Source organism: Amycolatopsis sp. cmx-4-83 (assembly GCF_046548815.1).
GTDB classification, from domain to species: domain Bacteria; phylum Actinomycetota; class Actinomycetes; order Mycobacteriales; family Pseudonocardiaceae; genus Amycolatopsis; species Amycolatopsis pretoriensis_A.
The window spans coordinates 481,601-495,364 of the sequence record NZ_JAEBEF010000006.1 but is presented as its reverse complement, the minus strand read 5'-3'; the positions used below and the strand labels follow the sequence as shown (position 1 = coordinate 495,364).

The 13,764-nt window shown below is 73.5% G+C and carries 11 protein-coding genes; 8 read left to right on the top strand and 3 right to left on the bottom strand.

What is annotated here, in order from left to right; all coding sequences use genetic code 11:
- The first annotated feature begins 19 nt into the window (after positions 1-19).
- The 5 genes from ACLJQM_RS21030 (at position 20) to ACLJQM_RS21010 (ending at position 8,118) form a co-directional block, all read left to right on the top strand.
- Entirely contained in the window at positions 20-2,989 is a 2,970-nt protein-coding gene (locus ACLJQM_RS21030) for a BTAD domain-containing putative transcriptional regulator (RefSeq protein WP_410632468.1), read from the top strand.
- Positions 2,990-3,027: 38 nt separating this feature from the next.
- A complete protein-coding gene (locus ACLJQM_RS21025) occupies positions 3,028-4,614 on the top strand; it encodes an acyl-CoA synthetase (RefSeq protein WP_410632467.1) in 1,587 nt (528 codons plus the stop codon).
- Between the two features lie 198 nt (positions 4,615-4,812).
- Positions 4,813-5,034 carry a hypothetical protein gene (locus tag ACLJQM_RS21020; protein ID WP_360768863.1) on the top strand — a complete coding sequence of 74 codons (222 nt, stop codon included), beginning with the start codon at positions 4,813-4,815 and terminating at the stop codon, positions 5,032-5,034.
- A gap of 107 nt (positions 5,035-5,141) precedes the next feature.
- Positions 5,142-7,214 (top strand): putative Ig domain-containing protein, encoded by a 2,073-nt coding sequence (locus ACLJQM_RS21015; RefSeq protein WP_360769495.1) that lies wholly within the window; start codon positions 5,142-5,144, stop codon positions 7,212-7,214.
- Between the two features lie 46 nt (positions 7,215-7,260).
- Positions 7,261-8,118 carry a GNAT family N-acetyltransferase gene (locus ACLJQM_RS21010; RefSeq protein ID WP_410632466.1) on the top strand — a complete coding sequence of 286 codons (858 nt, stop codon included), beginning with the start codon at positions 7,261-7,263 and terminating at the stop codon, positions 8,116-8,118.
- On the opposite strand, the gene ACLJQM_RS21005 is transcribed toward ACLJQM_RS21010, so the two are convergent.
- Positions 8,043-8,399, bottom strand: coding sequence for an MmcQ/YjbR family DNA-binding protein (locus ACLJQM_RS21005; protein ID WP_360768869.1), 357 nt, complete (start codon positions 8,397-8,399; stop codon positions 8,043-8,045). The genes ACLJQM_RS21010 and ACLJQM_RS21005 overlap by 76 nt on opposite strands.
- 56 nt (positions 8,400-8,455) lie before the next feature.
- Between ACLJQM_RS21005 and ACLJQM_RS21000 the strand changes: the two genes are divergently transcribed.
- Positions 8,456-9,223, top strand: a complete 768-nt coding sequence (locus tag ACLJQM_RS21000) for a fructosamine kinase family protein (protein WP_410632465.1) — start codon at positions 8,456-8,458, stop codon at positions 9,221-9,223.
- Here ACLJQM_RS21000 and ACLJQM_RS20995 read toward each other — a convergent pair.
- On the bottom strand, positions 9,220-9,876 hold the full coding sequence (locus ACLJQM_RS20995) for an HNH endonuclease family protein (RefSeq protein ID WP_247023506.1): 657 nt from the start codon (positions 9,874-9,876) through the stop codon (positions 9,220-9,222). The genes ACLJQM_RS21000 and ACLJQM_RS20995 overlap by 4 nt on opposite strands.
- An 82-nt stretch (positions 9,877-9,958) precedes the next feature.
- Positions 9,959-10,741, bottom strand: coding sequence for a hypothetical protein (locus tag ACLJQM_RS20990; RefSeq protein WP_410632553.1), 783 nt, complete (start codon positions 10,739-10,741; stop codon positions 9,959-9,961).
- Positions 10,742-10,886: 145 nt separating this feature from the next.
- On the opposite strand from ACLJQM_RS20990, the gene ACLJQM_RS20985 reads away from it, so the two are divergent.
- Both ACLJQM_RS20985 and ACLJQM_RS20980 read left to right on the top strand, forming a co-directional pair.
- Positions 10,887-11,753: an urea carboxylase-associated family protein gene (locus ACLJQM_RS20985; protein ID WP_410632464.1), complete on the top strand. Its 867-nt coding sequence runs from the start codon at positions 10,887-10,889 to the stop codon at positions 11,751-11,753.
- A 314-nt stretch (positions 11,754-12,067) separates the two neighbouring features.
- Positions 12,068-13,675: a sigma-54-dependent Fis family transcriptional regulator gene (locus tag ACLJQM_RS20980; RefSeq protein ID WP_410632463.1), complete on the top strand. Its 1,608-nt coding sequence runs from the start codon at positions 12,068-12,070 to the stop codon at positions 13,673-13,675.
- Positions 13,676-13,764: the final 89 nt, after the last annotated feature.

The following is a 13,764-nucleotide window of genomic DNA, read 5'->3' as shown; positions in this document are numbered from 1 at the left end:
GGTGAACGGAGGTGACCGGGTGGAGTTCCGCGTCCTCGGCGCCGTCGAGGCCACGGCGGACGGCGCCCCGGTCGACCTCGGCTCCCGCAAGCAGCGGCTCGTGCTCGCCGTGCTGCTCCTCGACGCCGGCCGCCCGGTGTCGCGCGACCGGCTCGTCGACCTGCTCTGGCCCGCCGATCCCCCGGCGAGCGCCCGCGGCACCGTCCAGGCGCTGGTCTCCCGGATCCGCGCGGTCTTCCGCGCCGCGGGCGGCCCCGAACTGGTCACCGAAGGCCACGGGTACGTCCTGCGCGCCGCCCCGGACGCGGTCGACGTCCACCGCTTCACCGCGCTGGTCCGGCGGGCCCGCGCGGCCGGCGACGAGACCGCCGTCGCGCTGCTCGGCGACGCGCTCGCGCTGTGGCGGGGCGACGCGCTCGCCGGCGCCGCCGACCCCGATGTCGCCGAGCGGCTGCTGGCCGGGCTGAACGAGGCCCGGTGGAGCGCGCTCGAGGACCGGATCGACGCGCAGCTGCGGCTGGGGCGGGGCCGCGCCGTCCTGGCCGAACTCACCGAGCTCGTCGCCGCGCACCCGCTGCGGCAGCGGTTCGTCGGCCAGCTGATGCTCGCCCTGCACCGCGAGGGCCGCACCGACGCCGCACTCGCCGCTTTCCGCGGCCTGCGGGCCCGGCTGGCCGCCGAGCTGGGCCTCGACCCGGTCCCGGAGCTGACCCGCCTGGAAGCCGCGATCCTGGCCGGCGACCCCGCCCTCGACGTCGCGCCCGAGCCGCCACCGGAGCCGGTGCGCCCGGCCCAGCTCCCCCACGACGTCCGCGGCTTCACCGGCCGCGCCGCCGACCTGGCCCGGCTCGACGAGCCCGCCGGCGACCCCGGGCCCGACATCCGGCTGGTCACCGGCACCGCGGGCGTCGGCAAGACCGCGCTCGCCGTCCGGTGGGCGCACCGCGTGCGCGACCGGTTCCCCGACGGCCAGCTCTACCTCGACCTGCGCGGGTTCGATCCCGACCACGAGCCGCTGACACCCGCCGTCGCGGCCGCGCAGCTGCTGCGGGCGCTGGGCACCGACCCGCGTGCGATCCCGCCCGACCCGGACGGGCGGACGGCGCTGTGGCGCTCGCTGCTGGCCGACCGGCGGGTGCTGGTCCTGCTCGACAACGCCCGCGACAGCGCGCAGGTGACGCCGCTGCTGCCGCCGTCGGGCACCGTGCTGATCACCAGCCGCCAGCGCCTCGGCGACCTCATCGCCCGCACCGGCGCCCGCGCGGTGCCGCTGTCCGTGCTGCCGCCGGACGACGCCCGGCAGCTGCTGGAGACGATGCTCGGCCCGGCCGCCGTCGCCGCCGAGCCCGCCGCCGCGGCCGAGCTGGCCCGGCTCTGCGGGCACCTCCCGCTGGCGCTGCGGCTGGCCGCGGCGAATCTGGGCGCCGGCGAGGCGTCCGGGATCGCGGAGCTGGCCCGCGAGCTGGCCGGCGGTGATCCGCTGGCCGGGCTGAGCGTCGACGGCGCCGAGGAAAGCGCGGTGACGACGGCGTTCTCGGTGTCCTACCGGGCGCTGCCCGCCGAGCACCGCCTGCTGTTCCGGCGGCTCGCGCTGGTGCCGGGGCAGACGTTCACCGCGCCGGTCGCGGCCGAGCTCGCCGGCGTCACCGAAAGCCACGCGGCCCGGCTGCTCAAGGCCCTCGCCGCGGCCCACCTCGTCGAACGGCACCTGCCCGGCCGCTACCGCTTCCACGACCTGCTGCGCAGCTACGCGGCGAGCCGGTCCGCCTCCGACGACCCGGCCGCGGATCAGGAGACGGCGCGGCGCCGGCTGTTCGACCACTACCTCGCGGCGGCCGACGCCGCGGGCCGCGTGCTGATCCCGCACTTCCTCCGCCTCCCCCGGCCCGAACCTGCGCCCGTCTTCGACGGCACGGAAGCCGCCCTCGACTGGCTGGACACGGAGTGGCCGAACCTCGCCGCGGCCGTCGAGCACCCCGAGGCCCGCGAGTACGCGTGGCACCTCGCCGACGCGCTCCGGGCGTTCTTCCACCACCGCGGCCACCACACGGAGTGGATCGACACGGCCACGACCGCGCTGACCGCCGCCGAAGCCGCGGGCGCGCGCCGGGCCCAGGCGGCGATGCGGCTGTCGATCGCGCTCGCCGGCGTCAACAGCGGCCGCTACGCCGAAGCCCGCGCGCACCTGACGACCGTCCTGCACGACGGCCTGGCGGCGGACTGGCCCGCCGGCCGCGCGGCGGTCCTCAACAACCTGAGCGCGGTCCACCAGCGCCTCGGCGACCCGCACGAGGCGATCGCGTGCGGCCTGGAGTCGTTGCGGCTGTGCGAAGAGCTCGCGATCCCGGGCGTCACGATGGCGCTGGCGAACGTCGGTTTCGCCTGCGGCCAGGTCGGCGACCTGGCCGAAGCTTTGACGCACTTCGGCCGCGCGCTGGAGATCGCCGAGCGCGACGGGGCGAAGTTCAGCGTGGCGGTGGTCCTGGTCGACCTCGGGCACGTGCACCGCGACCTCGGCGACCCGGTGGCAGCGTCGTTCTACGAGCGGGCGCTGACGGCGAACCGCGAGCTGGGCTACCAGTACGGCGAGGCGGCGGCCCTGTCCGGCCGCGCGGTGCTGGAGTCCCGCGCCGGCGACGCCACCCGGGCTTTGTCCGACGCGGCAGACGCGGTGGAGCTGACCCGGCGGATCGGCGACCGGGGTACGGAGGCCTCGGCGCTGGCGGCGTGGGGCGAGACGTGCTTGCGCCTCGGCGACCCGTCGGACGCCGCCACCCACTTCGCGGCGGCGTTGGAGATCGCGCGGGAGACGAGCTTCACGTGGTGCGAAGCGGCGGCGCTGACCGGACTGGCCGAAGCGGCGCTCGCTCTGGGCGACGCGGAGCTGGCCCGCACGCACGGCGAAGCGGCGGCGAAGCTGGCCGCGCAGTCCGGCTACCGCCCGTTGGAGACGCGGGCCGCGGAGACCCTCGGGCACCTCGCCCGCTGAGGCTTGCGAGTTCGCGCGTCCCGGCCGAGACTGCCGGGATGGATCAGCCGTTCTCCGGGACCACCGCCGCTCTCGTCGATCGGGCGCGGCAGCACGCGCTCGGTGATCTGCTCCGCCGGACCGCTTTGCGCGTGCCCGGCAAGCTCGCCGTGGTCGATGGCGAACGGCGGTTCACCTTCGCCGAGTTCGAGGCCGCCGCCAACCGGTGTGCGCACGCCCTCGCCGCGCGCGGGCTGCGCAAGGGTGACCGGCTCGCACTGCTGAGTCACAACTGCTGGCAGTACGCCGCGCTCGCGTTCGCCACCGCCAAGCTCGGGGTGCTGCTCGTGCCGGTCAACTTCATGCTCGGGGCCGACGAGATCGCCTACCTCCTCCGCCACGCCGAGGTCGCCGCGTTCGTCGCCGAGGGCGCCCTCGAACCGACCGCGCGAAAGGCGCTCGAGCTGGCCGGAACCGGCGAAGTGGTCCGAGGCCGGATCGGCGCGGCCGGCGAGTGGGAGGACGTCGGCGCGTGGCTGTCCGAAGGGGACTCGGCCCCGCCGGACGTCTTCGTCGCCGACGACGATCCACTGCGGATCATGTACACCTCCGGCACCGAGTCGCGGCCGAAGGGCGTTCTCCTGTCGTCCCGGTCCCTGATCGCGCAGTACGTCTCCTGCGTGGTCGACGGCGGCATGAGCGCCGACGACGTCGAGGTGCACTCCCTGCCGCTCTACCACTGCGCGCAGCTGGACTGCTTCTTCTCCGTCGACGTCTACCTCGGTGCCACCAGCGTGATCCTGCCCGGGCCGGACCCGGCCGCGCTGCTCGCCGCCGTCGAACGGGAACGCGCGACCAAGCTCTTCGCGCCGCCGACGGTGTGGATCTCCTTGCTGCGCCACGAAAACTTCGACCGCACCGACCTCTCCAGCCTGCGGAAGGGGTACTACGGCGCGTCCGCGATGCCGGTCGAGGTGCTGCGCGAGCTGCGCCGCCGGCTGCCGGACGTCGACCTGTGGAACTTCTACGGCCAGACCGAAATGGCGCCGCTGGCGACGATCCTGCGCCCGCACGAGCAGCTCGAGCGGGCCGGGTCGGCCGGGCGGCCGTCGCTCAACGTCGAGACCCGGATCGTCGACGACGAGGACGAGCCGGTCGCGTCCGGCGTGGTCGGCGAAATCGTGCACCGCAGCCCGCACGCCACGCTCGGCTATTACCGCGACGAGGACAAAACGGCCGAAACTTTCCGCGGTGGCTGGTTCCACTCCGGCGACCTCGGCGTCGTCGACGAGGACGGCTACCTGTCCGTCGTGGACCGCAAGAAGGACATGATCAAGACCGGGGGCGAGAACGTCGCGAGCCGCGAAGTCGAGGAGGCGCTGTACCTCCTCGACGGCGTCGCCGAAGCCGCGGTGTTCGGGATCGCCCATCCACACTGGATCGAGGCGGTCACCGCCGTCGTCGTACCGCGCGAAGGCGTCACCCTCACCGCTGCGCAAGTGCTCGACCACGCGAAGTCACATCTCGCCGGTTACAAATGTCCCAAGTACGTCGTATTCACGGAGCGGCTTCCCAAGAATCCGAGCGGTAAGATCGTCAAACGAGAATTGCGGGAACGGCACAAGGGACTCGCCACGAGCGACTGACCACCGATTTGTCCTTGCCCGGCACGGAAAACGACGGATACCGCCGACCGCGGACCGGCGTTTTCCGGAGAACGCGGGACACCCGTCCCGCCAGGGCCGACCGGCCCGTGAAGAATCCGCGGAAAGCCGTGGCGCGCGCTGTCCGTCGGGTCTAGGAATAAGGCCGTTCGCCGTTCTCCGTTCCGAAGGGATTCGCTCGTGTCCGTTTTCATCGCCGTCCTCCTCGCCCTGGCCGCCGGGCTGCTCGTCGGCAGCCGGGTCCACAGTGCCCGCGAGGCCCGCGCCAACTACTCCGCCTACCGGGCCCGGACCGCCAAGGGCTTCGGGGAGATGATCCGGTCGGCGGTCTCCGCCGTCGTCGCGGTGGCCGGCGCGCTCGTGCTGCTCTTCATCCTGCTGAACGTGCTCCAGCAGGCCTGAACCCGGAACCCGACTCATGGCGGGTTGTTGCCGCCCCCAGCGCGGGGGACCCTTTTCCGTGGCCCCGACGGACGGGGCCGCGAAAGGACTCCCCCATGAGATCGAGGGTGCTTTCTGCTGCGCTCGGTGCGGCCGTAGGCCTGCTGGGCACAGTCGCCGTCGCCGCGCCGGCCGAGGCCGCGGCGGTCTGCGGTGACCAGGTCGTCGGCAACGGCGGGTTCGAAAGCGGCACCACGCCGTGGACCCAGACCAGCGGGGTCATCTCCGCCGCCACCACGGCGGAACCGTCGCACGGCGGCACGATGGACGCCTGGCTCGACGGCTACGGCAGTACGCACACCGACACCCTGTCCCAGTCGCTGACGCTGCCCGCGGGCTGCGCGTCGGCGGCCCTTTCGTGGTGGGCGCACGTCGACACCAAGGAGACGACGACCACCACCGCCTACGACAAGCTCGTCGTCCAGGTCGGCACCGACACCCTCGCGAGCTACTCGAACCTCGACAAGAACACCGGGTACGTCCAGCGCACCATCGACGTGTCGCGCTACCTGGGCCAGACGGTGACGCTCAAGGTCACCGGCACCGAAGACTCGAGCCTAGCCACCAACTTCCTCCTCGACGACTTCTCGCTGACCACCACCGGTTCGCAGAACCCGCAGTCCCCGGTCGTCACCTCGCCCGGCGCCCAGACCGGCGCCGTCGGCCAGGCCGCGTCCCTGCAGGTCCAGGCCAGTGACCCGCAGGGCGACGCGCTCACCTGGACCGCGACCGGCCTGCCCGCCGGCCTGACGATCGGCGCGAGCACCGGGAAGATCACCGGCACGCCGACGGCGGCCGGGACGTCGTCGGTGACGGTCACCGCCAAGGACCCCGCCGGCAACAGCGGCAGCGCCACCTTCGCGTGGACGATCACCGCGGCACCCGCGGACTCGACGCGCACCCCGATCAACCCCGCCTACACGGTGAACCTCACGTCGAACACCGCGGGCGACACCTGGAACGGCCACCAGAGCGTCAGCTTCACCAACGGCTCCGCGACCGCGCTACCCGAGGTCTACCTGCGGCTCTGGGACAACTACCACGGCACCTGCCCGACCACGCCGATCACGGTCACGAACGTCACCGGCGGCACGCCCTCCGCGCTGAGCGTGGACTGCACGGCCATGAAGATCACGCTGCCGGCACCGCTCGCGCAGGGCCAGTCGGCGACCATCGGGTTCGACCTGAAGATCGTCGTGCCCAGCGGCGCCGACCGGTTCGGCCACGACGGCGCGTACAACATGATCGGCAACGCGCTGCCGGTGCTCGCGGTCCGCGACGGCGCGGGCTGGCACCTCGACCCCTACACCAACAACGGCGAGTCGTTCTACACCGTGATCAGCGACTTCGACGTCACGCTGGTGCACCCGACGGCGCTGCTGACCCCGGCCACCGGGACGTCGACCGAGACGACCAGCGGCAGCACGACCACCACCCGCGCCGTCGCGAACAAGGTGCGCGACTTCGCCTGGGGCGCCGGGCCGTTCGCCAAGATCAGCACGACGTCCGGCAAGGGCGTGCGGGTGAACGTCTACTCGGTCAGCGGGATCTCCACCAGCAGCGCCAACCAGATGCTGAGCCTGGCCGCCGACTCCATCGACGTCCACTCGGGCCGCTTCGGCGACTACCCGTACGGCGAGGTGGACGTGGTGCTGGACAACAACTTCTGGTTCGGCGGCATGGAGTACCCGGGCTTCGTGCTGGACCTCGTGTCGACCACGGCGCTCCCGCACGAGCTGGCGCACCAGTGGTTCTACGGGATCGTCGGCGACGACGAGTACAACTCCCCGTGGCTGGACGAGAGCTTCACCGACTACGCCACCGACCTCTACCGCGGGGTCACCGGCAGCGGCTGCGGCATCACGTGGCAGTCGAGCGCGGAGAAGCTGACCAACTCGATGGCCTACTGGGACGCGCATTCGTCGCGGTACTCCACGGTCGTCTACAACTACGGCAAGTGCACGCTGCACGACCTGCGGCGGCTGATCGGCGACACGGCGATGGCGAACCTGCTGAAGTCCTACGCCCAGTCGCACTGGTACGGCGTGTCGACCACCGCGGAGTTCAAGGCGGCGGCGCAGGCGGCGGCCGGGTCGACCGACCTGACGTCGTTCTGGGCGTCGCACCGCGTGGAGGGCTGAGCGAAATTCGGTTCCGTTCCCCGTCCACGTCCGCCACCCTGGGGACATGGACGGGGAACGGCTTTTCTGCGACGTCGCGCTGGCGGCCCGGATCGAACGCGCCGAGGTGCGGCTGGTCGTCGAGAGCAGCGATGCGGCACGAGCCCGCCGGGGCGACGACGTCGGCTTCGCGCGGCCGTTCGCCGGCGGGGTCGCGAGCTTCGCGGAGGCGGACTCGCCGTACAACAAGGTCGCCGGGGTCGGCTTCGACGGCCCGCCCGACGGGCTGGAGGAGATCGAAGCGGCCTACGCCGAGCTGGGCGCACCGGTGCAGATCGAAGTGTCACAGCTGGCGGACGCGTCCTTCGGCGCGCACCTGACCGACCGGGGCTACCGGCTGGAGAACTACGAGAACGTGCTCGGCCGCCGGGTCGCCGACGCCGGCTTCCCCGACTTCGTCCGGCGCTCCGGGGACGACGAGCTGGAGACGTGGCTGGCCGCCATCGCCGAGGCGTCCGTCGTGGCCGACACCGAAGGCCTGGCCTCGCACGAGGAGTTCTCGCGCGAGACCATCGTCGACGCGCTGCGCGACATGCCGGGGATGCTGCGGTTCACGGCGGAACGCGAGGGCGAATTCGCCGGCGGCGCCGGGCTTCGCGTCGCCGACGGGATCGCGCAGCTGGGCGCCGCGGCGACGCTGCCCGCCCACCGCCGCCGCGGCGTGCAGACGGCGCTGGTGCGCGCCCGGCTCGCGACCGCCGCCGCCTTGGGGTGCGACCTCGCCGTGGTCACCACGCAGCCGGGGTCGAAGTCGCAGCAGAACGTGCAGCGGCTGGGGTTCGAACTGCTCTACGCGCGGGCGATCCTGGTGAAGGGCGCCTCGGCGGCGAGCTCCTCGGGCGCCGAAAGCCGCCAGGCCTCGTAGAGCAGTTCGGCCAGCTCGTCGGCGCCGATCCCGTCGAGGTACACGACCACCCAGCCGAACCCGCCCGCGGTGAACTGGACCTCGAACACGTCGGGGCGCTCCGCCACGAGCGCCAGCTGCTCGGAGATCTCCTGCTTGAGGCCGACGGTCCGGGTCCGCGGCCAGAAGTAGCCGAACCGCTTGCCGCGCACGCTGAACGACGAGTAGTCGCGCGCTTCGGAGCGCTGGACCTCCGCCAGCCCGCCGAGCAGCCGTTCGAGCTTCTGGACCGTGACCGCCACCTGTCGTTCCCCCCTGTCTCCGGCGCCTACGTTAGCGCGCCGGTACGGTGCGGGACATGAGCATCCGCGAAGCCGTTCTCGACGACGGCCGCGTGGTGGTGGTCAAGCGCGGGCACGCCCCCGGCGCGGCCGCCGCCGAGGCCGCCGGGTTGCGCTGGCTGGCCGCGGCGGACGCGGTCGCGGTGCCGGTGGTGCACAGCCACGACGACGAACAGCTGGTGCTCGACCGCGTCCCGGCCGGACGCCCGAGCGCGGCGGCGGCCGAGCGGTTCGGGCGCGGGCTCGCGCGGCTCCACGCGGCCGGGGCGCCGGCGTTCGGCGCCGCTCCCCCGGGCGGACCCGCCGACGCCTGGATCGGCCTGGCCCCAATGGCGAACGTCGCCGGGGAGGACTGGGCGTCGTGGTACGCCGCGCACCGGGTGCTGCCCTACGTCCGGCGCGCGGTCGACGCCGGGACGTTCGGCCCGGCCGAGGCCGCGGTCTTCGAGCGCGCCTGCGCCAAGTTCCCCGCGCTCGACGAACCGCCGTCCCGGCTGCACGGCGACCTGTGGAACGGCAACGTCCTGTGGGACGGCGAAGACGTGTGGCTGATCGACCCGGCCGCGCACGGCGGGCACCGCGAGACGGACCTGGCGATGCTGCAGCTGTTCGGCTGCCCGCACCTCGACCGCGTCCTCGCTGCCTACCAGGAGGAAGCCCCGCTGGCCGGCGGCTGGGCGGAGCGGATCGGGCTGCACCAGCTGTTCCCGCTGCTGGTGCACACCGTCCTGTTCGGACGGTCCTACGCCGGGCAGGCGCTGGCGGCGGCGCGCTCGCTGCGTTAGCAGTGCTGCAGCATCGACTCCAGCGCCGTCTTTTCCGGCACGGTGATCGTCAGGCCGTAGTTGCGCTTCACGACGATCCAGTCCGTGGCGTAGGTGCACCAGTACGAGACGAGCGGCGGCTTCCACTGGTCGGGCGCCTTGTCGCTCTTCTGCTCGTTGAGGTTGTCGGTGACCGCGTGCAGCTGCGGGCGGACCAGGTCGTTCGCGAACTGCTCGCGACGCTCCTGGGTCCACGACTTGGCGCCGCTGACCCACGCCTGCCCCAGCGGCACCATGTGGTCGATGTCCACATCGGACGCCTTGTGCCAGGTCTGGCCGTCGTAGGCGCTCACCCAGGTGCCGGACTTGGCGGCGCAGTCGGAGTTCGTGGTGACGTCCTTGCCGTCGCGCTTGAGGACCTGCTCGCGGGTGTCGCAGGCGCCCTCGACCTTGTCCCAGTGCGGGAACTTCTCGCGGCTGTAGCCGTCCATGGTCCCGCGCACGGCGACCTTCAGCTGTCCCAGCTCGGCCCGCGCTTCGGCGGGCGCGACCGGCGCCGCGGCGGCGGTTCCGGTCGGCTGGGCCCCGGAGGCCAGGTCGTCGGGCACCTTGCAGCCGGTGACGGCGGCACCGGTGAGGACGGCCAGCAGGACGAGCGCTTGGGTGCGCGGCATCGTGAACCCCTTTCACGTCTACCGGGAGGTGCCCAGCCGACGTCGCGGGGAAACGGTGCAGATGGCCCAGTTGACGCGATCTTTACGAGCCGTGGAAGACCTGCGCGACGAACACGGCGGCGATGACGCCCGTGGTGACGAGCAGCGTCAGCACGGCCAAGAGACCCCAGGGCACCTGCCGGATCGGCCGTGGCCGCGGGAAGACCGCCGAACCCGGCCGCCGGGGCGGCGGGACGGCCGGCTCGCCGGGTGCCTCGGCGGCCGGCGGGGGTTCGGCGGGGATCGGCACGACCGCGGGCAGCTCCGGCAGCCGGGAGCGGTCCGGCAGGCGCACCGGGAACCCGTCGGCGACCAGCGCGGACCGCGGCGGGGCCAGGTGGGCGAGGGAAAGCGCGTAGCAGGCGTCGAGGACGTCGTCGGCCGACCAGACGGTCCGCCAGCGGTTGTGCTGGACGATGATCCGGCGCAGGCTCCGCGGGTGGGCCAGGACGACGGCGACCCCGGGGACGGTGGCGGGCTCGTCCCAGTGCGCACCCGGGGCGGGCAGGCCGGGGACGACCGCGACCAGGCCGGTCACGTACCGGCCGCCTTCGTGCCCGGCGAGCGCTCCCCGCGCCGCCGCCACCGCCGCGCCCGCCCGCTCCCCCGATCCCGGGTCCGGGCCGGGCTCGTGCGCCGCGATCACCACCACGCCGGTGCGGGTGAAGACGAGAGCGTCGACGAACTTGGGGCCCGGCAACGCGATGCCCGCCAGCGCCAGGCCCGTCAGGTGGTCCGGTCCCCGCCCCCAGGAACGCAGCAACTCCACGACGTGCTCCGCCGCGGGCGGCAGAGCACGTTCGGTACCGGTGCGCTGGAGGGCCACGAGCAACGCCGGTCACTCCTCCCACGAAATAGGGCACTACGACGGTAAAAGCCCGACCGCCGCCGCCCCAGCAGCCGAACGAGTGATCGAACACCACCGTGCGTGACCGAGGGCATGCTGGACGCACCCGACGAAGGAGAACGCCATGGGCGCACCCCCACCCGCCTACCAGGGCGCCGCACTCGAGGTCGACCGGTCGTTCTACCGGCGGCTCGCCGCCGAGCCCGGCCCGGTGCGGGTCGACGCCTTCGAAATCCCGATCCGCTCCGGCCGCGCGTGGCGGGTGCCGAAGGGCCACCTCTGCCGGCTCAGCACCGTCGAGGGCCCGCAGGTCGGGGACCTCAACCTGTGGCACGCCGACGACCCCCGCGAACGGTTCTGGGCGGCCCGCACCCGCCAGCTCCAGCGCGCGCACGTCAGCACGTTCGACCGGCTGTGGTCGACGCTGCCGTTCCTGCGCCCGCTGGCCACGATCACCGCCGACACCCTCGAGCACCACGGCGTGGACGGCGACGGCGGCCGCGTGCACGACCTGCTCGGCACCCGCTGCGACCCGTACGTCAACCGGCTGCTCACCGGCGAGGACTTCGACTTCCACTGCCACTCGAACCTGGTCCGCGCGGTCGCGCCGTTCGGGCTCACCGAGTTCGACGTGCACGACGTCCTGAACGTCTTCCAGTGCACCGGGCTCACCGAAGACGACCGCTACTTCATGAAGGCGTGCCCGGCCCGCCCGGGCGACCACCTCGAGTTCTTCGCGGAGGCCGACCTGCTGTGCGCGCTGTCGACGTGCCCGGGCGGCGACCTGTCCGTCCCGCTGTGGGGCCCGGACGCCCGCGACCCGATCGACGTCTGCCACCCGATCGGCGTCGAGGTGTTCGCACCGCGCGCCGACCTGTTGGAAGGCTGGTCCCCACCGGCGCGCGCGGCCTACCGCGGGCTGCACGGCGTCCGGCTGCCGGAGTGGGCCCTGCCAGATCGGACGGGTCGGCGCGGCGAACCCGCGGGGTAGCCTCGCCGGAAGTCGACGGCGTTCCGACTCCGAGAGCCTCACCATCGCGAAGTTCCACGCTCGTCGCTCTTGCCGAAGCCTCCTCGAGCGGGAACGGCTTGATCGGTTCGCCGACCTGCACGGGGCGTCCCGCTCCCGAACGGGCTTGGTGCGAGCCGACGCTCTTTGCGTTGTGGCGCAAGCGATCCGGCGTACCCGGAAACCGTCCGGCCGGGGCGGGCGGGCACCGGCCCGGTCGGAAAGGTTCACCTGGCGGCCGGTCCGTGTGATGATGGCAGGCCGGGTACACCGATCGGGTCGCTCGAGGAGTGCGCGTGGACCTGCGGACCGAGATCGCGCAGTCGTGGCGGCGGGCGGAGCTCTCCGGGCTCTCGCCGGCGTCCGCCATCGACCGGCTCGACGTCGCCGACGTCGACAGCCGCAGCCGGTTGCTGCGGGCCGCTTCGCCCGTGCTCGACGAGCTGGCCCGGCAGCTGGCCGGCACGCGGTTCTGCGTCGTGCTCGCCGACGACGAGTGCCGCATCGTCGCGCGGCGGTTCACCGAGCGGTCGGTCGAGCTGGCGCTGGAGAACATCAGCGCGGTGCCCGGCTGCCAGTTCATCGAGGAGCGGACCGGGACGAACTCCCTCGCCACGCCGTTCGAGACCCGCCGCGGTGTCTCCGTCGACGGTGACGAGCACTTCCTCGAAGCCATGAAGCAGTTCACCTGCTACGGCCACCCGCTGGTGCACCCTTCGACGCGGCGGCTGGCCGGCGTCCTCGACATCACCGGGCCGGCCGGCGACGCGAACCCGCTGCTCGGGCCGTTCCTGCGGCGCGCGGTCGCCGACATCGAACGGCGGCTGCTCGACGGCGCGAAGCTCGCCGAGCAGCAGTTGCTGGCCGCGTTCCAGTCGGTGCAGCACCGGGCCTGCGCGGTGCTGGCGCTCGGCCAGGACGTCGTGCTGGCCAACACGGCGGCGACCGAGCTGGTCGACACCGCCGACCACCGGCTGCTGCAGGACCTCGGGCGCACCCAGCGGGGGCTCCGGCGCATCCGGCTGACCTCCGGCACACCGGTGGAGGTGCGCGTCGAAGCCGTGTCGGCGAACGCCGGGCTGCTGTTCGAGCTGGCGCCGGTGCGCCCGGCGAGCCCGGTGGTGTCGCGCCCGCGCGCCGCGCGCGGTCTCTTCCCGGCGCCGATCGAAGACCGCCTCCACCGCGCCGGCCACGCCCGGCGGCGGGTGCTCGTCTGCGGCGAGCCCGGCGCGGGCCGCAGCACGGCCGCCCGGGTGATCGCCGGGGACGAGCCGGTGCGCGAGTTCGACGCGTCCGACGTCGTCGCGGGCGAAGCCGGCTGGTGCGCCCGCGTGGAGGCGGCGGCGAGCTCCCGCGGCCTGCTGGTGATCGACGGGATCCAGCTGCTGCCCCCGCTCGCGGCCGTCCGCCTGGCCCGCCTGCTGGACGAGTCACCGGCGTGGTTCGCCCTGCTCAGCGGCCCGCCGTCGGAGCTGCACGGCGAGCAGGCAACCCTGGCGGCACGCGTCCACCGCCGGATCGAGCTGCCCCCGCTGCGCGAGCGCCGCGACGAGATCCCGGCGATCGCCCGCGAGCTGCTACGCGGCTTCGGCGCTTCGCTGCGCCTGACACCGGGCGCGCTGGAGCTGCTGGCGTCCCAGCACTGGCCGGGCAACCTGCGCGAGCTGGAGGGCGTCCTGGCGGCGGCGGCCGACCGCCGCTCGGCCGGTGACCTGACGGCAGCCGACCTGGCCCCGGACTGCACGGAGACGGGCGGGGCCCTGACCGGCTGGGAGCAGGCCGAGTACGACGTCATCGTCCGCACGCTGCGAGCCTGCGACGGCAACAAGGTGCGGGCGGCGAAGCAGCTGGGCATCAGCCGCTCGACGCTCTACAACCGCATGCGCGCGCTGCGGGTCCGCTGACCCCGGGCGCGGACGGAAGGTGTCCGGGATTCGGACACTCCACGGCCGCGGCGGCTGCTCACAATCGACGGGCGAGGACGCACGCCGCA